21 protein-coding genes are annotated in these 23,288 nt (G+C 43.7%); 3 read left to right on the top strand and 18 right to left on the bottom strand.

What is annotated here, in order from left to right; genetic code table 11:
- Positions 1 to 2,305 precede the first annotated feature (2,305 nt).
- Positions 2,306 to 2,914: an FmdE family protein gene (locus dnm_RS21300; RefSeq protein ID WP_207678913.1), complete on the bottom strand. Its 609-nt coding sequence runs from the start codon at positions 2,912 to 2,914 to the stop codon at positions 2,306 to 2,308.
- 1,013 nt (positions 2,915 to 3,927) lie between these two features.
- On the bottom strand, positions 3,928 to 5,658 hold the full coding sequence (locus dnm_RS21295; RefSeq protein ID WP_207678912.1) for an FG-GAP-like repeat-containing protein: 1,731 nt from the start codon (positions 5,656 to 5,658) through the stop codon (positions 3,928 to 3,930).
- Between the two features lie 628 nt (positions 5,659 to 6,286).
- On the opposite strand from dnm_RS21295, the gene dnm_RS21290 reads away from it, so the two are divergent.
- The gene (locus tag dnm_RS21290) at positions 6,287 to 6,481 is read left to right on the top strand and encodes a hypothetical protein (protein WP_207678911.1); all 195 of its coding nucleotides are present in this window, start codon (positions 6,287 to 6,289) and stop codon (positions 6,479 to 6,481) included.
- On the opposite strand, the gene dnm_RS21285 is transcribed toward dnm_RS21290, so the two are convergent.
- The 5 genes from dnm_RS21285 to dnm_RS21265 form a co-directional block, all read right to left on the bottom strand.
- Positions 6,460 to 9,282 carry a nitric oxide reductase activation protein NorD gene (locus tag dnm_RS21285; protein ID WP_207678910.1) on the bottom strand — a complete coding sequence of 941 codons (2,823 nt, stop codon included), beginning with the start codon at positions 9,280 to 9,282 and terminating at the stop codon, positions 6,460 to 6,462. The genes dnm_RS21290 and dnm_RS21285 overlap by 22 nt on opposite strands.
- Before the next feature lie 232 nt (positions 9,283 to 9,514).
- Positions 9,515 to 9,937, bottom strand: coding sequence for a phosphate-starvation-inducible PsiE family protein (locus dnm_RS21280; protein ID WP_207678909.1), 423 nt, complete (start codon positions 9,935 to 9,937; stop codon positions 9,515 to 9,517).
- 15 nt (positions 9,938 to 9,952) lie between these two features.
- Positions 9,953 to 10,486 (bottom strand): hypothetical protein, encoded by a 534-nt coding sequence (locus dnm_RS21275; RefSeq protein ID WP_207678908.1) that lies wholly within the window; start codon positions 10,484 to 10,486, stop codon positions 9,953 to 9,955.
- A 97-nt stretch (positions 10,487 to 10,583) separates the two neighbouring features.
- Positions 10,584 to 12,263: a methyl-accepting chemotaxis protein gene (locus tag dnm_RS21270; RefSeq protein ID WP_207678907.1), complete on the bottom strand. Its 1,680-nt coding sequence runs from the start codon at positions 12,261 to 12,263 to the stop codon at positions 10,584 to 10,586.
- Between the two features lie 355 nt (positions 12,264 to 12,618).
- Positions 12,619 to 12,768 carry a hypothetical protein gene (locus tag dnm_RS21265; protein ID WP_207678906.1) on the bottom strand — a complete coding sequence of 50 codons (150 nt, stop codon included), beginning with the start codon at positions 12,766 to 12,768 and terminating at the stop codon, positions 12,619 to 12,621.
- A gap of 172 nt (positions 12,769 to 12,940) precedes the next feature.
- On the opposite strand from dnm_RS21265, the gene dnm_RS21260 reads away from it, so the two are divergent.
- Positions 12,941 to 13,129 carry a hypothetical protein gene (locus dnm_RS21260; RefSeq protein WP_207678905.1) on the top strand — a complete coding sequence of 63 codons (189 nt, stop codon included), beginning with the start codon at positions 12,941 to 12,943 and terminating at the stop codon, positions 13,127 to 13,129.
- A gap of 543 nt (positions 13,130 to 13,672) precedes the next feature.
- Complete coding sequence (locus dnm_RS21255) at positions 13,673 to 15,199, top strand: transposase family protein (RefSeq protein WP_207678904.1); 1,527 nt, start codon at positions 13,673 to 13,675, stop codon at positions 15,197 to 15,199.
- A gap of 123 nt (positions 15,200 to 15,322) precedes the next feature.
- Here dnm_RS21255 and dnm_RS21250 read toward each other — a convergent pair whose 3' ends face one another.
- The 11 genes from dnm_RS21250 to dnm_RS21205 all read right to left on the bottom strand — a co-directional run bounded on the left by dnm_RS21250 (position 15,323) and on the right by dnm_RS21205 (position 23,284).
- On the bottom strand, positions 15,323 to 15,748 hold the full coding sequence (locus dnm_RS21250; protein WP_207678903.1) for a toxin-antitoxin system TumE family protein: 426 nt from the start codon (positions 15,746 to 15,748) through the stop codon (positions 15,323 to 15,325).
- Positions 15,723 to 16,019, bottom strand: coding sequence for a hypothetical protein (locus dnm_RS21245; protein WP_207678902.1), 297 nt, complete (start codon positions 16,017 to 16,019; stop codon positions 15,723 to 15,725). The genes dnm_RS21250 and dnm_RS21245 overlap by 26 nt, the downstream gene beginning before the upstream one ends.
- Positions 16,020 to 16,024: 5 nt before the next feature.
- The gene (locus dnm_RS31365) at positions 16,025 to 16,159 is read right to left on the bottom strand and encodes a hypothetical protein (protein ID WP_276571817.1); all 135 of its coding nucleotides are present in this window, start codon (positions 16,157 to 16,159) and stop codon (positions 16,025 to 16,027) included.
- A 51-nt stretch (positions 16,160 to 16,210) separates the two neighbouring features.
- The gene (locus tag dnm_RS21240) at positions 16,211 to 16,609 is read right to left on the bottom strand and encodes a hypothetical protein (protein ID WP_207678901.1); all 399 of its coding nucleotides are present in this window, start codon (positions 16,607 to 16,609) and stop codon (positions 16,211 to 16,213) included.
- A gap of 388 nt (positions 16,610 to 16,997) precedes the next feature.
- Complete coding sequence (locus dnm_RS21235) at positions 16,998 to 18,431, bottom strand: IS91 family transposase (protein WP_207678900.1); 1,434 nt, start codon at positions 18,429 to 18,431, stop codon at positions 16,998 to 17,000.
- A gap of 16 nt (positions 18,432 to 18,447) precedes the next feature.
- Positions 18,448 to 18,693 (bottom strand): hypothetical protein, encoded by a 246-nt coding sequence (locus dnm_RS21230; protein WP_207678899.1) that lies wholly within the window; start codon positions 18,691 to 18,693, stop codon positions 18,448 to 18,450.
- Positions 18,694 to 18,999: 306 nt separating this feature from the next.
- Positions 19,000 to 19,368, bottom strand: coding sequence for a hypothetical protein (locus dnm_RS21225; RefSeq protein ID WP_207678898.1), 369 nt, complete (start codon positions 19,366 to 19,368; stop codon positions 19,000 to 19,002).
- Between the two features lie 139 nt (positions 19,369 to 19,507).
- Entirely contained in the window at positions 19,508 to 20,320 is an 813-nt protein-coding gene (locus dnm_RS21220) for a substrate-binding periplasmic protein (protein ID WP_207678897.1), read from the bottom strand.
- A 254-nt stretch (positions 20,321 to 20,574) separates the two neighbouring features.
- On the bottom strand, positions 20,575 to 21,369 hold the full coding sequence (locus dnm_RS21215) for a substrate-binding periplasmic protein (protein ID WP_207678896.1): 795 nt from the start codon (positions 21,367 to 21,369) through the stop codon (positions 20,575 to 20,577).
- 223 nt (positions 21,370 to 21,592) lie between these two features.
- Positions 21,593 to 22,498 carry an alpha/beta hydrolase family protein gene (locus tag dnm_RS21210; RefSeq protein WP_207678895.1) on the bottom strand — a complete coding sequence of 302 codons (906 nt, stop codon included), beginning with the start codon at positions 22,496 to 22,498 and terminating at the stop codon, positions 21,593 to 21,595.
- 138 nt (positions 22,499 to 22,636) lie between these two features.
- The gene (locus dnm_RS21205; protein WP_207678894.1) at positions 22,637 to 23,284 is read right to left on the bottom strand and encodes a zinc ribbon domain-containing protein; all 648 of its coding nucleotides are present in this window, start codon (positions 23,282 to 23,284) and stop codon (positions 22,637 to 22,639) included.
- Positions 23,285 to 23,288: the final 4 nt, after the last annotated feature.

Raw genomic sequence — 23,288 nt, 5'->3', positions numbered from 1 at the left:
GTTCCGTCGGGAAATTTTACAGAATCTGCCAAATCACCATTCGTATAAACGGGTATGACCTGTCGGCCACAACAAACGATGAAAGTTTTAAAATTTTCCTAACACTTAACACCTGACACTTAACACTTTCATATAAACAATACCCTGCATTCCATCGGTATTTTTATAGACAGAATCCGTAATTTTCTTAATCCTGTCCGTTCTCAATAATGGCTCCCCCCGAGAAAGTTGACAACGTTCACTTTGACATTATTCACTTTCCGGATTTCCGGAATCCACTTTGATAATCTTGAAAATGTATTTTCATCCATTTCCATTGTATTCTCATCACCGACCTGATCAAAAGAATAACAATACTCACAACTTCTTCTTGCACATTTGTATGACAGAAATAAGATGAACCAGAAAAAAGGGAGTTTTTCCAATATCGTTCGGCATGATTTTTGCATAGCCGGACGGAAATGCCCGGCATTTCCGCATTTTGGAGAAATTGTTTCCGAAAAACGCCCGGCGGACATTTCGGGATTTCAGTTTCCCGGATATATGAATTCAGTTAGTTACAAATGTATGCAAAAATCGTGCCGAACGGTATTGGAGTTTTTCCCAACCGGATTCTCCCTGCAATCTTCCATCTTCAATGGAATACATTTTTTTTAATTGTTTAACGTGTTCTGTCGGTCTTCTCAAAATTTTATTGCCTTGATGTTCTTTATTCTTTCTGACAGACAGAATGGAATCAATATGACTGTCTCATCGCATTCCATCTGTTTGGCGAGAAGGGATATCTTTGAAATCGAAACGTACATGCTGTGAATAATGTCTGCCGTCTTCATGGCAATTTCAGCCGAAGGTTTCGGATGTTCGGTCAGGAGGTAAATCACTCATTCAGGGATGATTTACTAAAGTATGCGGCTGGCCTCGGTTATCAGAAAACTTTCATTGCGGTGATCTGCGGCGATGGTTGAAACGAACATGATTTTTTAGGCTTTTCTTTCGCAACAGGCATTAACTCATCGTTGTTTCTGAAATAATCATTTGTTGTTTCGCAAAGATAATATTATGACACACCTGTGCTGAGGCAACATATTTCTCCTCACGCGACACAGCCATGTTTATCACCAGCTTTTGCTTATCTTCTGGAGGTTTATCAATAGCGGATGAAATTTACGGCAGATTCACTCTAATTGTGTAATGCTTATGGTGCGGCAATTAGGACGTACCTTATCATTGGATATGCCATTAACAAAGTCTGAGAAAAAAAGCGGGTCAGATCAATTTCTAATTTTACCCTTCCGGAATGCCTGGATAAGCGGCCTGCTTTCTGATGAATTAAAAAGCGACCATTATCCCTGCTCCGAGCAACTATGATTTAGCTATATTGTAACCATTTGTCAAGAAAAAAAATACTCATGGATTACAGGCAGTTAACGCAAAAACAGCATTTCCCGCCTTGTTTCATACAGCTATAATTTAGCCACATTGTAACCATTTGTCAAGAAAAAAATAGATTTTTGCGGTCATTTGAGAAAAACATTGGATGAGAAAAAATTTTACATTAAATCAAATAGATAGTATGCTATTTTCGGACCTGCCGCGGACAGATTCCGTCGGAAATGTGATTTGCCGCATATGCATCAGGCTGAGGCGATTTCCAGAAATGAACATACTAAGGGGTTTTTCAGCAGCAGTCACAGGATGAGCAAAACGCAAAGAAGCGAATGTTGCGGGACTCATTGGGGGTTGCGGACGGGGCTTGCAACCCATATGCATCAGGCTAAGACTGCCGGACGGAGTTTGCAACCCCGTCCGAAACGTTTGTTTTCGGGGGTCGGAAAATATTTCGGACGGGGTTGCAAACCCCGTCCGGCAGATCACGGGTTAATAAAAACAATGAGTTACGATCTTAGCCTGATGCATATGGGCTTGCAACCCCGTCCGTAATATTTCAGATGTGGGTGTCAATTTCTTGGGATAAGCGACGCACTTGCGAGGATGTCGCTCTTAAAAAAAGTGCCGGTAATCAAAACCTGACAGCGGACGCGGCCCTGACCGTTTGCCGGCGATGCGGTGCAAGGGAAATGATGATAGCCTGTCTCAAATATTAGGAAACCAAGGGCGCTCCGGCTGAGGGCTGTCTGAAAAAAACTAGTCCAGTTCCAGCTTCGCTTTACACTTATTACATTTTACAACGCCCGAACTCATCGCAGACATCCGCATCTGTTCGTGCGACCGTTCATAATTGCCCGCTAATAAGCGGTCATGGTCTGTCGGTCAAAACAAATGACGGAACTTTTATAATTTTTTGCTAAGACCCTACACCCGAGACCTGACACTTCTCATAATATCCTTTTCCCTGGCATGTCAGACACTGAGAGCCTTGTACAGCGGGATAGGCTTCCCCGCATCCCGAACATATCTCAATTTTTCCTTTTTTCGGAGATTCGTAAAACTGTGTCACGCGAATTGCACAAGAAGATAAAACCTCTCTTTTTGCCTCAATCATGGTTCCGGTCAGAACTTCCAAAGGGAGTTCTTTTTTGGGAACCAGATGCATATACCAATTATAAATATTGGGAAACTGACGTGCTTTTTCCAAGTCAAGCCAGACCCGATATCCTTCGAGCGTTTTTTTATCATACAGACTTAAAGCAAACTTGCCCCAGTCCAGCACTTTCATCCAGCCGTTGCCGAAACTGCAAGGTGTGAAAATCTGTATGGCATCCGGAAGGCAATGACGTGTTTCCACAATCGCATCTGCCTCCACATCGCTTCCGACCAGTTCCCGAGCCCAGTCCACCATGAAAGTTCCCAGCACAAGGCCGGGAGCTGTAAACCCGTGAAATGCTTCTATGTCAGCTAAACACTCTTTTATTGATTTTCCACAAACTAATATATCAGATGTCCGAATATTCATTTGTTCTTCTCCAATATTTCATTCGCCCGTGCATTGCCGCCGTCATGTTCGGAAAACCGGTACTCGTCAGAGACAGCAGAATAACACGGGTTTTTTAAATTTCTGATGATAACGGATTTAGGAAAGACCAGCGAAAATCATTGACGAAGCTGATATCAGCAGATTTTGCAATCAGTTGTATGATAGCGGAATCTGTTAAGCTAAACCGTCTGAAAATGTCACTTTTTGCCACTGTTTTTACCCGGTTTTGTTCCCGTGTTTCCGCTTTTTGTCCCCGCTCCCTGAGCCTGTCGAAGGGAGCGGGGACAAAAAGCGGAAACCTGAGCCGGAGACACCCCATGAGCCTGTCAAAGGGCGGAAAATAGGCAAATAAAAATAGTTGATTTAGACGGCCTGCTGTTAAGCTGTCTCGCCGGGGTCTGAAAACCGTCACAGTTTTTTCCGTAAGCGGAGTCTGTTAAAGGGATTTCGCCGTAAGCTGTAATTTTTCGCACTTTTTTCCATATACTCAGTAGATCGAAAAGTTTCCGCACTGTGCGCAGTGCTTCCGGGAGCGGCGGATTTCTGCTTCCGCAGGAATGACAGAAAAAAAATTTGATTGTCGAGATATAATGATTCGAGGAAGCAAAACCGAGAGAGAACGTCCATCCGCGGATACTGAATTCATAACAGTGCCGTGGAAACAGAGGGTATTGAAGAGATAGCAAGCTGTTATCCGCAACAGGTGTCCGGGTGATATATTGCCCGTCTTGTGTACACCCCGGGAAATCATATATCACCCAAAACCTCTGAATGTCGCTTCCCCAGCATCTTTAACTCGAATTCACTCTTGCCCTATATAATAAAATTACTACAAGTTAGCGTAACTGCGTGTCAAGAAAAAAATGGATTTTTGTGATTGTGGGAAATAAAAATATGCTACAAATATGCCGCCCTTACAGGGCTTGGTCGGCCTTCCCCTAAATCCGTTATCATCAGTCAATTTTTAATTCTCAATTCTCAATTCTCAATTCTTAATAGCTTCCCGGAATTTCTTGCAACGCAATAAAACTCTTTGGTTTTCCGATAAAAGAGCCAGTTTTTGTGACAACAGAAAATACAAGCTCATCTTTTCCGTCGTTATTTATGTCTGCGATGAGGTAGTCGCTGATATGACCGGAGATATCCCTGATCCTCCACTTGGGATAAAGTCCGAGGTCTTTCCAGACAAGGCATTCGATATGCCCGCTTTCAAACATTCTGAGCCGAGAAAAAATTCGACGGGCTTTATCTCTGTTCTGTCCTACGATAACCTCATTTTTTCCGTCGTTATCCACATCAGCAATATGGATGCGCTGGGACAGATAAAGGATATCTGTTTCCTCCAAACTGCCAATGCGGGACGCGGCTTCCGATGGAAATTCAATATAAGTTAATCCGCCTCCGAAACGCTCGGTGCTTTTCCATTCTTCATTCCCGTTTCTGTCGAGTATTCGCAAATAGTCTCTTTTTGAAAAAGCGACCACTTTTTCCTGGCCGTTATTTAACACATCTCCATATGTAAAATTATAGACATTCATCCCTTTTGGAAGAAGCTGGCGATTTACAGAAATATATTCGTCGCCAGCCCATTTCAGTTCATATATTGCCGAGGCAAAGACACCTCTGGCACCGCGCTTTTGTCCCATCAGTATCTTGCCCTTATCAGGAATATTTAAAACTCTGTAGTGCCACCTTGCATTATCCACGATCTTTGCAAATTTCGTTCCGTCCCATTCGAGTACAAAGGACTGAAGATATCCGTTATCACTGTGGATACTTGTAACGAAGATTTCTGCTTTTCCATTTTTGTTAATATCTGCAACATCCACACCAAGAAAGCTGTAAAAAGAACCATCCCCTATTTCCCCGATTTTTTTCAACCCGCTGTTGGTATATCGGTATATGAAGACCGTTCTTTCTCCGATAAAAATCGTTTCATTTTTACCGTCCCCGTTTACATCGCCAATACTCATGGCTTTTATTTGTGAGTTAAAATTTTTGCTTTTCCAGATTCCGCCGGCAAATATGGGACCTGGTTCCGCAGATATCAGGGAATCTTTTGTAAAAGGGACAGAAAGTTTGACAGAAGGGGCCGGAGTTTCCGCAGAAGGAACCGGAACTTCCGCAGAAGGGGGCTCCGTATTTGTTTTTATCCTTTTTCCCTCAGCCCATACTGCTTCCGGATGTCTCCGGCTTTCATCCGCCGGCTTCTTCTGTGCAGGCTGAGGCAAATCGCTTTCGCGGCCAAAAACTTTTTCATTGATCCTGGAGGCAAAAAGATTGATATGAGAAATTACATCGCTGTTATTTTTTCCAATTTCATAAAAAGTGACGACTGTTTTCTTTTCATGAAGATCAAAAAACCTGGCATCCGTGCTGATGCTGTCACCGAAAACCGTCAGACTTCCATATAAAACATAATCTGCATTGGCTTTGAGACCCAGTGAAACAGCAGTTCGCTCATTACCGGGTTCTGCCACGCCTTTAATGATTTTCAGAGTTTCTTCTCTGCTAAAAGGAATTGCTTCGCCTTCGAGGGTAAGGCGTGTTGACAGCATATTCAAAATTCCTTCTTTAAGAAAGGTCAGATCTTTATCAGAATAGATATTGAAAGGGAGAATCAGCAATTTTGCCGGTTCATCTGCCCCGGCAGCGCCGCAGAGCGTAAAGAAGGTCATAGTCAAAAAAATAACGAGAATAATCTTGTTTTGTCTTAACTTCAATTGAACGTCACTCCTGTTTTTAATTTAATAGGGTTAAATTTCATTTTGAATCCGGCCCTGAACATCACGCCGCTCATCTTGATAAGTACCTGATCAAAAATTTTTTATACACCTTTTTCTCTGTGAGCGGCGGAGAAACCCGGCTTTTTCCTTTGTCGGAGAAGCATCATTCCGGAAAAAAAAGCCGGGTTTCTTCTTCGGGAAGATATTAAAAACTTATGGTTAGGTACTTACCATTGCCTAATGAAGCAGAAAACAATGGCATATATGATACTCGATGATCAAGTTTTTTTTGTTTTTACATAGGGAAATTATAAAATTTGCCTTTGCGGCTATCTGACTGCAATGATTCTGACGGGTCAGTCTGCGGAAGACCTCCGAGAGTTTCAAAACCTCGGAGGTCTGACATTCGACTCACCTGTCGGAAATTATTTGGTCGCGCACAGCGGGGAGTTTATATTAAGAAGAGGATGATAGCCCGGATTCCCAGCAACGATATTTAATAACATGGCAAATTTTGTGATAAGGAGTGCGGAAATTTTGTTTTCAAAATAAAAGCGACGGTGTTATGCCATGCGAAAATAAAATTTTCGCACTCCTTTGTGCTTTTTGTGACAAGGACGGTGTTATGCCATGCGAAAATAAAATTTTCGCACTCCTTTGTGCTTTTTGTGACAAGGACGGTGTTATGCCATGCGAAAATAAAATTTTCGCACTCCTTTGTGCTTTTTGTGACAAGGACGGTGTTATGCCATGCGAAAATAAAATTTTCGCACTCCTTTGTGCTGAAAGAGAGGGCAATCATCTGGTCAGTGCGCTGTAAATCCGCAAAAGCTTGTCAGGAAGCTCACGAACATCCGATATGACATTGTGATGAAGGCTGCCGTAAAGATCATCCAGTTTGGAATCTCCGGCAAGATTCACTGTGATGGCCCTGGCGAGAATGCTTTTTGAACGTGCCTCAGATATTGCCCTGCGCGTATCTGCAATGGCATATTCCCGTTTGTAATCCGTATCATTGGGAAAGCCGTCTCCCAGAATGATGAGCAGGCGGACTTTTGCAGATACCTTTTCAATTTGGCACACGGCATGACGGATGGCGACTCCCATACGCGTGCTTCGCTGAGGGGCCATGAGGCTGATGCGCTGTTTCACCTCATCATTCATGTCCTCATCAAAATCTTTGATCCTGAAATAATCCGCTCCCAGACGGCCCGTGCCTGAAAAACCGGCAATGCCAAAGGTATCTCCCACTACTTCAAGGGCTTCACAGAAAAGCACAATAGCCTCTTTTTCAACATCCAAAACGCTTGTCTGTGAGCCAGAAACCAGATTTGAGGTTGAACGTGACAGATCCACAAGAAGTAAGACTGCAACATCCCTTTGCTGTTTCAGACGCTTGATATACAGACGGTCAGAAGGTGTTATGCCTGCTTTTTTATCCACGGCAAAATCCAAAAGGGCACGGTAATCAAACGCGTCTCCTTCAGGCCATTGTCTTAATATGGTCAGTCCATCCGGTTTCAGCAGTTCAAAAGCGTGGCGTATCTGTTTTACCAATCCCTGGTAACATTTTAATGTTGAAACATAAAAATCATCTTTTTTTTCATCCCCTGTTTTTGAAGCCGTTACCGGCCGTTCAAGTAGCCGCACATGGTTATGAAGGTAATCCCCCAGATTGCTGTCCCATTCCCTATACCATGAAACAGGACCCGAAGCGTCAATATCCTGAGTTACAGCGATATCAGAATGACCCAGAAGTTCGGCCAAATTCAGCCAGGACAAATCCGGGCGCGGCTCCTCACACGGCCCTGTGTCTGATTCGGTGTTTTTATGCGCATAAAGCACAATCTCCCTGATATCATCCCTGGAAATATTTCCGTTGTTTTGTATCAGATGCTTTCTGATATCTGATTTGTAAGTTTTTATCCCTCTTTTCTCAAGCCTGACCTTTATGGCCTCGGCAATTCGCTCAAAATGTCCGTAAGTTGAGAAAAAAACATCGGGTCTCACTTTCCGGCCAAAAGGCGTTTTTAAAGGCGTGTAAAATTCGTCACAGGCGTCACAGGCTGACATTTTTCTGATAAGATTTTCCATGTCATGATATGTTTGGAAAACCAGCGCCGCACATGCTTCAACCGAGATGTCTTCTTCCATTTTCCTTTCAAACAACTCCGTGATGGCGCTTACCTGCGTCTTTAATAAGATATTACGGATATCAAAAAACGGTTCTGCTGAAACCCCGAGGGCAATCCGGCCATACAATAAAAAAAGCAATTCAACAGGCTTATTTTCCTTGTAAATCCGTAATGCTTTCTCCTGAAGCAAAGGAAAAAATTGCCTTACAATCCCCGGATAAAAATGAGTCAGCATCATTCTGAGGCGGCCATGTTCAAAAACAGTAAACAAATCAGATGCCAGAGATTTTATGGGGAAACAACTGAAGAAACATTCCAAGTCATTCAGATGCGAAGTCTGTGATTTGGGGATTGGGAATTGGGGATTTGAAATTCCAGTTTCCAGTTTCCAGTTTCCAGTTTCCAGTTTTTCCAGATCAAAGTCAAATGTGCCAAATTCATAATAAGCAGATTCGAGTTTTGTAAGACATTTATAAAGAGCGATGTTTTCCGCTTTTGTCGGAAAGGTGCTGATTTCATCGGGCAGATATATAAATTTTCCATCTGAGAAAACAGAAACGCTGCTGTCCGCTGTCTGCTGTCCGTTGTTTTTTCCGAGCGACAACCGCCCCCTGAGAGCCGAAAGCGGGCAGATGGAAATCGGAATTCCTGTTCTTGCACGAAGATAACGGTTCAGCCGTGGCCGGACTTGGGAAACAGAAACAGTGACAACCATCTCTGTATAAGCGTCAATACCCAGTTTTGATTCCAATGAAAGAAATTTTATGCCGAGATCCTTGTGATGTGAAAATTTTTCCAGTCCCAGTGACACAAAATGACTCAGCCCTTGTTCTGAAAGCAGATGCAGTCCTTTTTTCATGCCCTCGATAAACGGATCTGCCAGACGAAAATCTGTCTTTATCACACGCCTGAACTGGCCAGTCTGCCAGCTCCGTTTTGAAGAAGAAAAAGAAAGTATGGCTCTGGGCAGCGTCTGCGTAAGGTGAAGACTCTGGTTATAAGACATATCCTGAGAAAACGTATCGCAAAGAAGATTCAGATAACCGGACGCGGATTCAGTGTCCCCTGAATTTAATAATGAGGACAGGGATTCCAGGGGACTTGTCAGCGTATAAGTGCCTTTTGTCTGCATGACATCCAATGTATGCAGAAAGTGTTCAAGGAATCCGTTATGCCCGTGTTTTAACACCGGCACAAGATAGGTTGCCATGATCCGCCCCAGCGTGGGACCGTTCTGTCCAGCCTCATGTATCAGGCGGCGGTATTCCTGAATCTGATATGAACTTGTCTCTCCGATAAGGTCAACATAGCCTGCGGCAATGGCATTGCCAAAAGTGATTTCCTGCGACAATCCCCATATGATCTCATCCACCAGCATCGTGGTGTCTTGTAAAGAAACAGGCGGTACTTTTTGCTTCAGGCCTTTTGCAACCGTTTCTGCAAGTTCCGGATCAGCAAAGGACAATTGTTGAATTGGATATTCCATATATTTCTATTCTGATATTCACTACCGTACACTTTTTGAAGTAAATATTACTATTTGAAATTAATAAAAAATATCGATAAAATAATGTTATAATGATATGACAGCTTTCAAAAAATGGTAGTCCTGCAAAGCTAGTGATGAATCCCGTTCGGTCCTCCGATTTATCAGGACACTGAATCTCATTCTTTCCTTTTGCACACCATAGAGGTCAATATTTATAGCATGTTACCTATTATTCCTTTGGAGTTGGAACTGCACATCTAAACCGTTTTACCAAAAAAAAGGCAGCAGACACCGCCGCAATTAAAGCCGCAAGGCTCAGAAGTTTGTTACTGTCATATTTTGCAATATTTAATATTATTACCTTTCTTGCAATTGCAATCAATGCCACCTCAAGTACAAGCTCCACATGCACAATCCCCTCAGTCATATATGCTTTAATAGTTTCCAACAACTCAACACCGATCAGAACCAGCAGAAAAAAGCCGAAAATTTCTAATAATTCATTAATATCAAGTATTAATATTGGCTGACTGATGATATCATGAATAATAATCCAACCAAGTTCAAAAATCGACAAAACAACAACAACAACCATCATGACAATAAGAGTGATAATTACAGATCGTTCAAATTTCTTTAAAAATTCAAGCATAAGTATATTCAATCCTTAGAACTCGTGAGTCATAAGTTCTCCGGAAATTCTGAAAGATATTTCCATAACGCTCTGAAATAATTTAATACTGATGTTTTGCGCCTGTTTTCCAGCTATGAATGATTTCAGTATGTTGAGAGAACTTACGACTGATGAGCTTAGAAGATGATCGGCAATCAGCCTGTTCATTCTTTCCTCATTTTCATTTTTGATAATAAACAGGAATCTCAGAATCTCTTTTGCCAAATCTTCAGGCAATATTTCTTTTTGAAAGACATTATCAAGCAATTCAAGAGTATTGACATAAATCTGGCGCGGTTTTCCGACCATTACCAGATCAGTGGTCAGAAGTCTGTCAATATTACGGAAAGCCGGAGTGAGAAAAGCTGTGGTGGAATTGCATGGCAATTTGTGTTTTGCAACAAAGCTTTCCACGCAGTTTTCATCATAAAATTTTCCGGAATATGTGTTATCACCTCCGATTTCGGTGTAAGGTTTCCTTATGTCAACTTCCGGTTTGTGGATTTTTGCAATCAGACAGGACAGCAAAATCCGGACTTTCGCCCGCTCCCAACGATCCGGATTTATCTTGGCACGGTCAGCGCCGGGTTATGTGCATCTTGTCAACCTGTACATTCGTTTTTCCTTATTTTTCGATAAAATTCTTACCGCTCTGTACCAAGAAATAAAGTTCTGTTGCAAATTTTTTCATTTTTCCAGCAGATACATTCATTTCTTTTGACGCGGAAGCAAGTGTTTTTGAGTGATGAGCATTTTCCTGAGTTATACTGTCTATTTTCCTTACTATATTTATAATATTTTCAATTTCTGAAACATGATCATTTGATGTGTTTATAATTTCTGCAACGATATTTCCGATTTTATAACTATTTGATTCGGCAGCTGAAAAAGATTCTCTGGCAGTTTTAATCAGCTTTTTGCCGCTTTCAGCCTTTTGCAATGTGGATTCAATAAGCTGCGCCGTATTCTGTGCTGCCGAGGTTGTTTTTACAGACAAATTAAGCACTTCCCGGGCAACAACAGAAAATCCCGATCCTGTCTCTCCGGCTCTTGCTGCCTCAACTGCTGCATTCAAGGCAAGTATATTTGTCTGAAAGGCTATTTCGTCAATATTTTTTACTACTCCCGAACTTTCCCGGCTCAGTTCATATATCTCGTTCATAAAACTGTTAATATCTTCAAAAGAACAACCTGCATCTGACATGGATTTTGCTGTTTCTTCCATAATATGACCTGCGTGTTGTGCGTTTTCTGTATTCTGCCTGATTATCTGATCAGTTTTTGAAAAAAAAACTGTCATATTTTCAACAGATCCAGCCTGATTAACAGCAACCCGGGAAGTGTTTATACTTGCAATTTCAACCTTTTCGGCATATATCAAAACCTGCCTTGCCGTATCATTTAATCCGTCAATAATGCGGTTTATCGGTTCTATAACAGATCTGAGAACCAAAAACGTTATAATTACGGAACAGATAAAAAAAATACCGGCTTCAATGAGCATACGCTTAATTGAAATTTTTATCATATTTTTCAAATAAGTTATGTCAATAAAATTAAGATAGACACCAATTTTATTCTGATTATAATCCCTGATAAACGAGCTTGCTATCAGGGTATTGCCTGTTTCATATATAAGCGGTTTTATAAAGGCCCGCTCCAAAATTTCCTGACTGATTTCCGAACGGATTGAATCAGGCGGAGGGATGATTTCATTAAACCTGCCTAACTTACGGAAATTTTTTTTACTGAGTGTGGCTTTGACAGACTCGATACTGTATACGGCATTCTGATCGCCATATTCTTCTGATATATTTTTTGCGAGTTCCCCGATACTGCAAAAGACTTCAACACAGGCAATCAGCGACGAACTGTTTTCAAATATCGGTGCAATGCCTCTTACAACAGGTCCCAGACGCCCTGCTTCCAGACCTTTTAAAGGTTTTTTATATTTAAAAACATCCGTTATGGTTTGCCTGAATCCGGAAAGATCATCATCAAATTTTCCAGGATTCCATATTCTTAAAAAAGACTTTGCGGGAGGTACGCTGAAATGAATACAAAGTTTATGAGGATTGTTTTTATTAAGGTGTACATGAATATCCCTGACATGTTTATAGAGATTTTCTCTGCTCTGTTCTGATAAAGCCTGTCTGACATCCCTGATATTGGCTATGGTCAGGGCAATATTAAGGTTTTCCTGACTGAGTCTGTCAATTTCATGTAGAAGTTTTTCACTGCTTTGTGCTGCCTGAGAAATCAGCTTCTTTTTGTGTGCTAAAATATCTTTGTATTCACATAACATTTGGATTGCAATAATACAAAAAATAATTGTAATAACAAGCGAAAAAATTTTTGTTTTAAATGAAAAACTGTTAATTTTATGCATCACATTACTTTATATAAATAATATCAGTATGTTAATATGGTTAGCACAATCAAGGTAGGACAGCCAGTTACCCGACCGCCCCCTCACAGACGTCTGCGTGCGGAATTACCGCGCAAGGTTCCTCAGAATTACTTGCTCAGGCGCTCCGCAATGCGTTGAACAATAAAAACTGAATCTGTCTTATCACTTTTTGCCCGGTAGCCTCCCCTTTTAAGCGGACCCCGCAAATTTGCTATATTTTCATCCGGATTTTTACGGTATTCTCTGACTGTTATGGGTCAGCTCCCGGTGCGGACTTTTTATTCAGCCGCTGCCGGCACCATTTCAGATATTTTGGTGTGAGTTCGTTTGTCAGGTTCTGAAACCGGTGTTCCTTACGCAGCGCAGCTTTTTCTGCCATACCCCGCAGTGAGGTTGGCATTGTCTTACCTCCGTCCCGACATCGTCCGGCAATGTTTCCTTTGCGGACTGCGTAATCCTGTCCGCCCCTTCCCCGTGTGAACGGCGTTACCGTCTCAGAGTACTATGAGCGGATATGACTCCCTGCAAGTCATCAGCGAGCCTCCGTTTTCTGTGTCGGACACGCCTACCTGATGCCTTTCCCTATTCTCCAGTTCAAGACGGGGCTCCTCACCCCTTGTCATCAGGAACTGACAGGGTCTCCCAAGTTCCTGTGTGCTTCTCTTCATACATGCCACGCCCTGATGACACCGGCAGACCCTCCGGAATCTCACCTGTTCAACGCTGAAGCAGGCTTCGCAAAGGAACTGACGATTCCATAGTGTCGGCTTCCGTTGCGTTAAAAACGTCGCCGTCTGCATTTTTACTCTTTACGATGCTGTACCATGCTTCAGGGGAGCGCCGTTCCCCCTGTGGCCTGCATGATTCCCTGTGTACGCTTCGTCCGGGTCGTTCGACGGTATGTCTGTCCTGACCGGACGCAACACTCGGTACAGGTGGCTGGCCAGACCTTACCTGACGGGGACTTTCACCCCGCAAGAAGCACCAAGCTTTGCTTGGCGCACTAACGACCAAGTTGAGCGGCGGGCGTTTTTTCCGTCCGCTCAAACGCCGGGTTAGGCTGGCTTCTCATTTCTGACAAGACTTTCCATTTCCTCAATAAGCACAGGAAGATTCGGATCTGTGAAACTTAGCTGAGGGGCAGTTCTGAAGCATGAAATTTAATTCGTTGATACACAAAGCTTTAATTAAAACCTTAATTTTTTTTGTCGCGCTGTTTTTTGGGGAAGACAAAATTTATTTTTTGTATTATATTGGCATGTATATTGCATCAGATATTTATATTGCATCAGAAAGGAAAAATCATGCCTGAAAAACAGACAGCATCCGGCCGTCCTGACACCGCTGAACTGACAAATCAGAGAGCGGAGAAAAAAAAGGTTGAAAAGCAACTGCGCGAGCATCAGAAAACAGAAGGTCTGAAACCTGCATCCCGGGACTCCCTTCCGAACTGCAAATGTGCCTGTAAGACAGTGGCGGAAGAAAAAGCGGAACGTGAAGAGGCGCTTACAGAGCAAATGAAAATTATAAAAGCTCATCTTCCGGTCCTTCTGAAACGCCTGAGGAAGATTCAGGACCCGAGAAATCCGAAAAAGTGCAAACATAAGATGACGGTCATTCTGATTTACGGAATACTTACCTTTGTATTCCAGATGAGTTCCCGGCGTGAGGCAAATCGGGAGATGACCCGTCCGATGTTTATGGAAAATCTTCGGCTGTATTTTCCTGAACTTGCTGATCTGCCGCATAATGACACACTGATGCGTCTTCTTTCCGCAATTGAAGTTGCCGAGATTGAAGAAGCTTATATTGAACTGGTCCGCCGGTTTGTCAGGAATAAAAAGTTCCGTCGTTATCTGATCGGCAATTGTTATCCTGTGGCTGTTGACGGGACACAGAAGTTTGTAAGAAGTGAGATATGGAGTGAGGAATGTCTGGAACGCAAGATCGGGAAAAGTGAGCGGAGGCAGTATTATGTCTATGTGCTGGAAGCCTGCCTTGCATTTCATAACGGAATGACAATTCCCCTTATGAGTGAATTTCTGAGTTATCCGGAAGGAGATACGGATAACAACAAACAGGACTGTGAGCTGAAGGCTTTTCACAGACTGATGAGGCGTCTGAAAAAGAAATTTCCCCGTCTTCCGGTAATATTGCTGCTTGACGGTCTTTATGCCAACGGCCCTGTGGCGGAGTTGTGCGCAGAGAACAAATGGCAGTTCATGATTGTCCTGAAAGACAATTGTCTGCGCAGTGTGTGGGAGGAATTCAACTCGCTCAGAGGACTTGAGAAAGGCAACAGGGCAAACAGGAAATGGGGGAATCGTAAACAGCATTTTGAATGGGTGAACGGACTGGAATACCGGTACGGAGAGAAATACAGGCGCAAAATTGTGATCCATGTTGTCGTATGTGAGGAGACATGGGAAAAGGTTAATAAAAATGCGGAGACTGAGATCATGACCTCCCGTCATGCCTGGATTTCCAGCGAACCGCTTAACTACGGCAATGTTCACGAACGCTGTAATATGGGAGCACGTCACCGATGGGGTATTGAAACCGGCATACTTGTTGAAAAACGTCACGGGTATAATTATGAACACTGTTTTTCTTACAACTGGAGTGCCATGAAAGGATATCATTATCTGATGAAAACCGGTCATCTGTTCACCATTCTTGCCCAGTATTCCGAATGCCTTATAAAAACAGTTAAAAATCATGGCCTGAAAGGTTTTATCAGATTTATTCGTGAAACAGTTTCCGGCCCGTGGCCGGATGAGGAAACAGTGTTCAGGCGACTGAACAAAAACTTTCAGCTTCGTCTGGCTTAGTCCTGCATCGAAAATATATAAAGACGTGACATCTGAGGGAGAGGTGTGTGCATATATAACATTTTTTTGCTGTATAGTCATCATTAAAAATCTCTGAAAGTAATTCAGTATATGAATTTATTATCACGAGCAAATTTTATTGTTTTTTGCTCCCAAATAACTGCTGAATAAAAACTCATGCTTCAGCACTGGCTGAGGGGCGGGGATCCGATTGTGTTTGATATCCGGCGGAACATGTTTGTGATGAGGATGAGAAATCTGTAATGCATGATCATTCCGATGGGGCTGGGAATCATACCACGCTGTTTTGTCCGATCCCCGCCATATCTCATATCCGTAAGATTCGATTTCCACGGTGTCATTGTCGGAGGACAGCCGCTCCCGAACCGTCAGACGCCAGCCGCTCTCAAAAACGAGCTCTCCCCGCAGGATCGCCGTACGCCTTCCTCTCTGAATGACCACGAGGCTGGAACTTCTCACAGACGGAAAAAGCTGGCGGACAGTGTAAACAAACCTCTCATACTCACGAAGCGATGTGAACGGGTTCATGGCGTGATCCTCCGGCGATCAGACTGATAAGGGACGAGGGGCGTTTTTTCAGTTCCCGAACAGTCTCACGATACTGTTCCTGCCTGCGTATCAGAAGTTTGTAGGCTCCCGCCCAGTCCGACCAGTCCAGCACCCAGTCGTCATTCTCAGGTTCGGTGCCGCCTTCATACAATTCGTAAAATGTTTCCGATAGAATGCCGTATTTCCGCTCATAGACTCGCAGATCCTCGTAAAGAGCATGGATATCATCTATAACATCCTGTAGAATCATTCTTTTCACCTTTCTTCATATTTGTCTTTGCCGGCCTGATGTCGCTTTTCAGCAGACGCGGCTTTTGCGTTGCAAAAGCTTTGCTCGGCTATTAATTGCCAGATTTTGGTAATGTCTTCCCGCAATTTGAACATAACCATTCGGGAGCATCGTCGCGAAAGTCGTTAGGATTATAGGTCGATCTGCAATTTTCACATTCGAGCAACTGTTGAACATTTTCGGTCTTTTTTTGCATCATCATTAGAAAAATAAAAAGTGCCTCGTACAGAGTTTATATAAAAGATTGCAAATAGCGGCATTAATCCCAAGGTCTTATGCACACTGTACTTGTAAATGCCATTAGAAATAGTATATACCAATCCTGCAATAGCAGCAGTGCGTGACATTTTTAAACACCCATATCCAATAAGGCAAATTAAGGCTACATCTAATAAATTCATTATCTCTGCACCACCGAAGACTATCATAAGAAGAGTTATCCCGCCGCTGAAAAGAGCAGCCGTCCATCCCTGTTTTGCCGCTTCGCGAGCTGTAACTTTATCATAAATTCCAGGCCAAAAAATATTTTCTTTTGATGCCTTATTAAACATTGACTCTTTCCTCTTTGCTAATTTATGTTAGCCTAACATTTAGTTATGCGGCACAAATCGGACAAAAAAAATCGCCCTGCGATTTTTTTTGTCCGATTTGTGCCGCATCAACGGCTGGTTATATTAAGCCGGTGTTAATGACCGGCTATGGGTGAAAGCACCTTTTTCCGTCTTCCGGATATGTTCTTTCCCCCTCCCCCGTCTCTGTTTTTATTTCGGTTTTGCTGAAAATTATGTCTTCCGGATGACATGATCTCCCCTTTTTTTATGCCGGTTCCGTTCTCAGGACACACCTCCGCCCCGTGACTTCCGTTTCCGAACACGGAACATGATATTTTATTTCGGTAAGATGTGACATACTATATTATACATTCTTACGTCATTTGTATTATGATGTGTCCTCATACGCCTCCCCGCCTGTGAGATGCGGCGGGAGAAGATGCGTGCGGCTGATTCTGTAATACGGATGAACGATGAGAACGCAGATCATTTTCCCGCCGCCGCAGACGGGGCAGGTTTTCGTGAACTCATCTCCCGGCTCCGGTGCGGGTGTCCCGTCGCCGGTGCCATCTTCCGATCTCAGCATCTCACGGATCATCTCCGTGTTTTTTGCGGCCCTCCCGTTGGCGAGGATTCCGTAATGGCGGATCCGGTGAAACCCGGACGGCAGCACATGAAGAAGAAAGCGGCGGATGAACTCGTCCGCCGTCAGGGTCATCTCCCTTTTCCGTCCTCCGTCTTTGTAATCTTTGTATGAGAACGTGACCTGTCCGTTTTCAACGGATATGATACGGTGGCTGCTTATCGCAACACGGTGCGTGTATCTTCCGATGTATCTCACCACCTCCTCCGGCCCGGCGAACGGCGCTTTCGCATACACGACCCATCTCCGGGCGACGAGGCTGTTCAGCCATTTCTCAAATCCCTCCGGCTTCCTCAGTTCCGCCCTCTCATCCGGCACGGTCAGTTCTCCGTCATAATACGCCTTTTTCAGTCCGCCGACAAACTTTTCCCGGAACACCTTCGAAAGGGCGCACACCGGGAACAGGAATTTTCCTCCGCATTTCGGACTCACCCATTCTCCGTGTTCGTTCAGGCCTCCGCCGGTCACGACAAAGTGAATGTGAAGGTGCGTGCATAAGGTCTGACCCCATGTGTGAAGTATTCCGTAAAATCCGATCTCCGCTCCGAGCCATTTCGGATCCTTTCCGAACGCTTTCAGCGTCTCCGCCGCACAGGTGATAAGGAGATCGTATATAAGCGCCTGATTATAATGGCACAGCGGAAATATCATGTTCGGAAGGGTGAACACGACGTGATAATAAGGTATGGGAAGAAGCTGTCCGACGCGGGCGTTCACCCATCTGCGTTTCGCAATGCCCTGGCATTTCGGGCAGTGACGGTTGTGACAGGAGTTGTACGATATCTCCGTGTGGCCGCATTCCCCGCACACCTCCGCATGAAATCCGAACTCGCCCGTTCGGCAGTTTTCAATGTCGGACATCACCTTCCGCTGCCGCGGCGTGAGGGTGTGTCTCTCACGGTGTTCCTCCCCGTGAAGGCGGAAGATGTCCGCAACCTCCCATGCCGGACGCTCCGGAGGCGGTTCCGCCGCATTCCCGTCCGTATGCAAAACGCCGTGTCCCGGAAACGGAGACACGGGATGCGCCGAAAATCCCGGCGGACAAAGTTCGCCGACGTCCGGACGGATTTCCGCCGGAGATGCCGGCACCGGCAGCGGCCCGTCCCCTCCCGGGAAAATTCCCTCCCTCCTCAGTTCCGATATGACATGTTTTCTTTCAAGGTCTTCGGGAAGTCTCATCGCACGTTCCTCCCTTTCAGTTCCCCGACACTGACATTTTTCCGACCCTCACGAAATGAAGGCCCGTCGGCGTCTCCCCTGAAAAATCCTCCGGCCCGGCTTTTATCCCCGCCTTTTGCGCAGACGGATAAAAACGGCCGTATGACTCCTCGTCGAAGCAGTATGCCGCTCCGAGTCCGAGACCCTTTTTTATCTCTCCGAAGCGGGTCCTCTTTATTGCCGGGCTGCCTTTCAGGTTCATGCGGGAGACGTAATCTTTCATCTTCGCCTCAGAACCCGCTATGATACACGCGTCGCCGTCGCAGATCACCTCTCCTCCTCCGAAATATGCGAAAAACCGATCACTTTGTGATCCGACATTGTAACCTGACCCCTTTCTTCCCTGCCGTGAGGCTTAATATAACGCTCAGGTTCAGCGGCGGCGGGGGATTTGGCAGACCCTTTCGACCGAGAACCAGCCCCCGCCGTCCGCTTCAACATTGGGTTATATTTTTCATACAGCCTGTCTGCTTCATTTTTCTGTTCTGAATATCTCACAAATCGACAAACAATAGACTGTATGACTATGTTATTTCCCTTTGTTGTTAAACTTAGCTGCTGCCTTCCATGCTTCTGCTTCAGACGCATAGACATATTCATAGTCTACATCGTGAGGGGAAGTGATCCATTGTTCAGGAACTCCCTGACGGGGATGTTTAATTTTAGAACCTATCCAAACGACAATTTTACGTCCACTGTCTCTGTTTCTTTCCACAGTACCGGTCATTACAGTATATCCGCCATCTACTCTGTGAGGAACAACTGCAAAAAGTTTATCCCCCAGTTTGAGTTTGCTGACTAAAGAATAGAAATCCTCTCCATAGGCGTTGCCGAAAGAGGCTGCCAAAAACAAAGCTGTAAAAGCATAAACCATTTGTTGAAGAATCTGTTTCTTCATATTGCTAACCCTCCTTAGTAAAAAATATAACGACAAAGCTCACCGGCGGCAAGGGGCGGATTTACTGAACAACTTCATTCAGGAACCCGTAGCCCCTTGCGTCCGGTGCAGCGACTGGTTATGCCTTTTATTAAAAAGCCTATTTTGTTCCGTACTCACCATTCAGTGCTTCTTCATGATACCGGTCACATCTGCCGTCATCTTTCAATATCTTCAATCCCCTGTTGAACAGTTTCAGCATATGTTTGTTCTTTTCTACTTTTTTGGAAAACATGAGGCACCACTCGGCACTCTGAATCGGTTTGGGATGCCAGGTTATGCTGTCTGCGATTTTCTGAAGTTTGCTGTCGGTTTTCATCATAAAGACACAGGTTGTCAGATCAACAGGTGTGATATCAATCCGTTTTGCATATAATTTCTTTAAGTTGTTGTGAGGAACTATACCCGCCACATCGATTGTCAGTTCATCTCTGATATTTTCAAATGCCTCTCCATAGACATGCCCCAGTATTACACCTATGCGGTGTCCTTTCAGATCGTCAAGCACGTTCCAGTCAAATGAATAATCCTTACGATGAAAAAACACAGTTTTTGAAATGCTGACCGGTTCTGAAAACCAGAAAAATTTCTCTCTCTCAGGTGTGGACGATCCATTCGCCGCTGCATCCCATTCTCCGTTCTTGACATAGTACAGACAACGCTTCCACGGGAACCAGCCGTATATGACTTTTATTCCTACCGATTCAAAAGATTCTGTAAGTATGCGGCAATCAGAACCGAAATATTTAAGCGTCGGTGACTGCAAAGGCGGGTATTCTTCCAAAGCTATACGGATTACATCCGGATGTTCTGATTTTTCCGGTGTCATCTCTTCCGGGAAACAGGGCACGGATATCAGAAATGAGAGAAAAAAAACCACAACCGCTGTTTTGCGCACTTTTAAATTTTTCATCGTTGATTTCTCCTTTTTTTAGAAAATTATCATAAACAAAAGGGCATAACGACAAGCTAAGCGGTTTGCGGGGTGGAGGGAGCGCAGCGACCGGAACCCCGCAAATCCGCTTGAGCGCCGGGTTATATTTTTCATTTTTTAAAGGATTTCACAATTGTTTTTTTTATCGGTGAGAATACCGCTCTGCACAATAAAAATCAGATTCCTGAAAAGCAACTGCGTAAATCCTGTCCTGACAGAATTCTGCACTTTCCTTATTGCAAATTTCCATATCTCTCATAAATTTTTCTAAGTTCTCCGCTTTCCTGAAGTTCGTGCAAAACCGCATTTGCTTTCTGCACAACTTCCTGGGGAACCGCTTTCGAAAATACAAGCCAGTGATATCCCTCTTTGAGTACGAGGGGAATCATTATTATTCTGTCATAAAAACCGAATTGCTTTGCACCGTCAATCAGTGAATAGTTATTAAAAACAAAGTACCTTCCCCTGCCAGCAAACATTTTTTTGAAATTCTGCTCAATCGTCGGAACCACTTCTGTCGGAATACTGAGATGATTTGTCTTTTTTTCGAACAGATTTATTGCATTGCTTCCCCTTACACCAAGTACAGTACCCCCTGACCGTTTCATTTCTTCAAAAGTGCTGATATGATGGACTTCTTTATCGTCTGCCCGTACTATAAAACTGAATTTCACCGGATAAAGAGGAATATCGGAATATTGATATATTTTCTCTCTTTCGGTATTTTTCGCCACTCCGAAAACAACCTGAACTGTATTATCTTGCAAATATTTAAAAAGCCTTGGTACGGGCAACATTTGTGATTGTAACTTAATTTGAAATTCAGGGGCCTTTCGGACAAAAGCATTTATTATTTCAACATTCATACCGGATATTTTTATCTTTCCATTACGTTCCTGACTCGTATAAAAAGGCTCAGCACCTTTAAATGCACCTGCCGTTAATTCAATGGATTCTCCATAAGCGCAGGGATATTTTCCTATACAACACGTTAAAATTAAAATGAAAGATAAAATCAATTGTTTCATAATTCCTGCTCCTTTTATTAGTAGAAAATATAACGCAGAGTTCAGCGGCGGGCGGGGTTTTCCGATGCGTTTCATTTACCGATGCGCCCCGCCCGTCCGCTGCAACGCTAGGTTATTTTTTAACAAAACGGATTATCTCACTCTCCCTTTGCTCCATTTAACCGCCCAACTGAGATAAAGCCGTGGCAAATTATGCCGCAGGGCACCAAGTCTGACCTAACATTTAGTTATTGAAATCAAAACTGATGTTTGTCTTCTCCCCCTTATCTTCTTCTATCTTTTTTACAATAAGCCGTTTAAGAGGATACAAAATATTAAAGTGATCTCCGTTTGGAAAGATGTAAGCTTTGAAAGGAACTCCATAATTACTTGCAAGTTCATTCATTTTAAGAGCATATCCTGCATAAGATGACAGTCCCTCAAAATAGAAAGTTTTGGTCTTGATATCGGAGACATAATTAATCGCAGATCTTAAGTATGATTCCTTCTTGTTTTTATAGTTGAAAGGAGTATTCCCGTATCCTTCTCCGTTACTGACCACAGACAAGATATCCGGGGCTCCGCCGAAAGAGAATATTGCTCTCAGATTATTGGGAGCTACAGCAACAAGAAGTGCTAATGTCCCGCCTGTGCTATGCCCGCCTAAGTAGATACGTGACTGATCAACAATGTCGATTGTTTTCAGATATCCCGCGGCACTCAGCAAATCATTCACTTCCCCGTAAAAAAGCTCAAACTTGCCGGGGTTGTCATTTTCGCCACGCCATGAAGGAGTCATGACAACCATACCTGCATCAACAAATTGCATTACTGACTGATCGTTTGACGGACTTTGTTCCTCAAACAGACTCGGACCGATTCCGCCGAAACCGCCATGCGCCCAGACAATCGCCGGCAATTTCTTTTTATCTGTTTCCGGCGGAATATAAAGATAAGCTGATAACTTATTATTTCCGGAAGTATATTTTATTGTTCTGACTCCTTTCCTGTTCACCTTACGAACAGGACCGTCGGCTTTATAGCTGTTAGCAATTAATTCTGCGCTAAATTTTGCTCTGTCGTCCAACATCCCTGCATATGAATAAAACGACAATAACGATGTTAATATGATTACCGCAATATATTTCATTATAATCTCCTTATTTGAAATAACGCAGAGTTCAGCGGCGGGCGGGGTTTGGCGATGCGCTTCATTTACCGATGCGCCCCGCCCGTCCGCTGCAACGCCGGGTTAGTTTTTTCAATCAGTAAGTTACTCCGGATTTGTTCATCGCCGTTCTACGGAGCATATCGCACCGTCCTCTTTCATCTTTCCGAGACCGGAGATATCTATATGAATAGTTTCTCCCGCATAGTAACTGTTCTTCTTTGCCTTACCTTTATCGATATCTCTGGCGGGACCGGTCGACAGCATATATCCGATTTTGCTTACCATCAGTTCGACCATGTTTCCCGATACGGACTTTACCCTCATTATGCCGTAGTTGTATTCGGAATCGGCATCTTTGAATATTTTTGTAAAATCCACTATGTAAAAATCGTTTTTCTCGGGCTTCCCAAGATACTCGATATCTCTTCTGTCGTCGATCACAGAAGTAATCATGGCGAATATCATAAGGCAGGCAATTATTGCCAGTCCGGCGAACATGGGGAGGGTGTTCTTCCTGTTGAAAACCGACGATCTTATTTGCCGACCCAATTCTCCGGGAATCTCTTCGTCTGTAAATGTTCCCTTGCAATTCAGACACATAATGCCTGCGACTCTTGATGTCGGAAATGTCGGAATCCAGAAGATATGAAAATATCTCAGAATGCCGAATGTGGCATGTTGGGTGTTGCCGCAATTCGGGCATTTCACTCCTTCTATCATCTCTTGCCCGGCAATAGTCCTTCCCCGGGTTCCGAAAACTATCATTTTC

Source organism: Desulfonema magnum (assembly GCF_017377395.1).
Classification (GTDB): domain Bacteria; phylum Desulfobacterota; class Desulfobacteria; order Desulfobacterales; family 4be13; genus Desulfonema_C; species Desulfonema_C magnum.
Note: the sequence above shows the minus strand (reverse complement) of the source record. Positions and strands in the feature narration are given on the sequence as shown.

Coding starts and splice junctions, on each gene's coding strand:
- dnm_RS21285 (WP_207678910.1), bottom strand. CDS start 9,282: ATGGAATATCCAATTCAACAATTGTCCTTTGCTGATCCGGAACTTGCA.
- dnm_RS21235 (WP_207678900.1), bottom strand. CDS start 18,431: ATGAGACTTCCCGAAGACCTTGAAAGAAAACATGTCATATCGGAACTG.
- dnm_RS21245 (WP_207678902.1), bottom strand. CDS start 16,019: ATGATTCTACAGGATGTTATAGATGATATCCATGCTCTTTACGAGGAT.
- dnm_RS21240 (WP_207678901.1), bottom strand. CDS start 16,609: ATGTTTAATAAGGCATCAAAAGAAAATATTTTTTGGCCTGGAATTTAT.
- dnm_RS21225 (WP_207678898.1), bottom strand. CDS start 19,368: ATGAAGAAACAGATTCTTCAACAAATGGTTTATGCTTTTACAGCTTTG.
- dnm_RS21205 (WP_207678894.1), bottom strand. CDS start 23,284: ATGATAGTTTTCGGAACCCGGGGAAGGACTATTGCCGGGCAAGAGATG.
- dnm_RS21220 (WP_207678897.1), bottom strand. CDS start 20,320: ATGAAAAATTTAAAAGTGCGCAAAACAGCGGTTGTGGTTTTTTTTCTC.
- dnm_RS21290 (WP_207678911.1), top strand. CDS start 6,287: ATGCCATGCGAAAATAAAATTTTCGCACTCCTTTGTGCTTTTTGTGAC.
- dnm_RS21255 (WP_207678904.1), top strand. CDS start 13,673: ATGCCTGAAAAACAGACAGCATCCGGCCGTCCTGACACCGCTGAACTG.
- dnm_RS21215 (WP_207678896.1), bottom strand. CDS start 21,369: ATGAAACAATTGATTTTATCTTTCATTTTAATTTTAACGTGTTGTATA.
- dnm_RS21270 (WP_207678907.1), bottom strand. CDS start 12,263: ATGTTATGTGAATACAAAGATATTTTAGCACACAAAAAGAAGCTGATT.
- dnm_RS21210 (WP_207678895.1), bottom strand. CDS start 22,498: ATGAAATATATTGCGGTAATCATATTAACATCGTTATTGTCGTTTTAT.
- dnm_RS21265 (WP_207678906.1), bottom strand. CDS start 12,768: ATGCCAACCTCACTGCGGGGTATGGCAGAAAAAGCTGCGCTGCGTAAG.
- dnm_RS21300 (WP_207678913.1), bottom strand. CDS start 2,914: ATGAATATTCGGACATCTGATATATTAGTTTGTGGAAAATCAATAAAA.
- dnm_RS31365 (WP_276571817.1), bottom strand. CDS start 16,159: ATGGTTATGTTCAAATTGCGGGAAGACATTACCAAAATCTGGCAATTA.
- dnm_RS21250 (WP_207678903.1), bottom strand. CDS start 15,748: ATGAACCCGTTCACATCGCTTCGTGAGTATGAGAGGTTTGTTTACACT.
- dnm_RS21230 (WP_207678899.1), bottom strand. CDS start 18,693: ATGAAAGATTACGTCTCCCGCATGAACCTGAAAGGCAGCCCGGCAATA.
- dnm_RS21280 (WP_207678909.1), bottom strand. CDS start 9,937: ATGCTTGAATTTTTAAAGAAATTTGAACGATCTGTAATTATCACTCTT.
- dnm_RS21260 (WP_207678905.1), top strand. CDS start 12,941: ATGCCTTTCCCTATTCTCCAGTTCAAGACGGGGCTCCTCACCCCTTGT.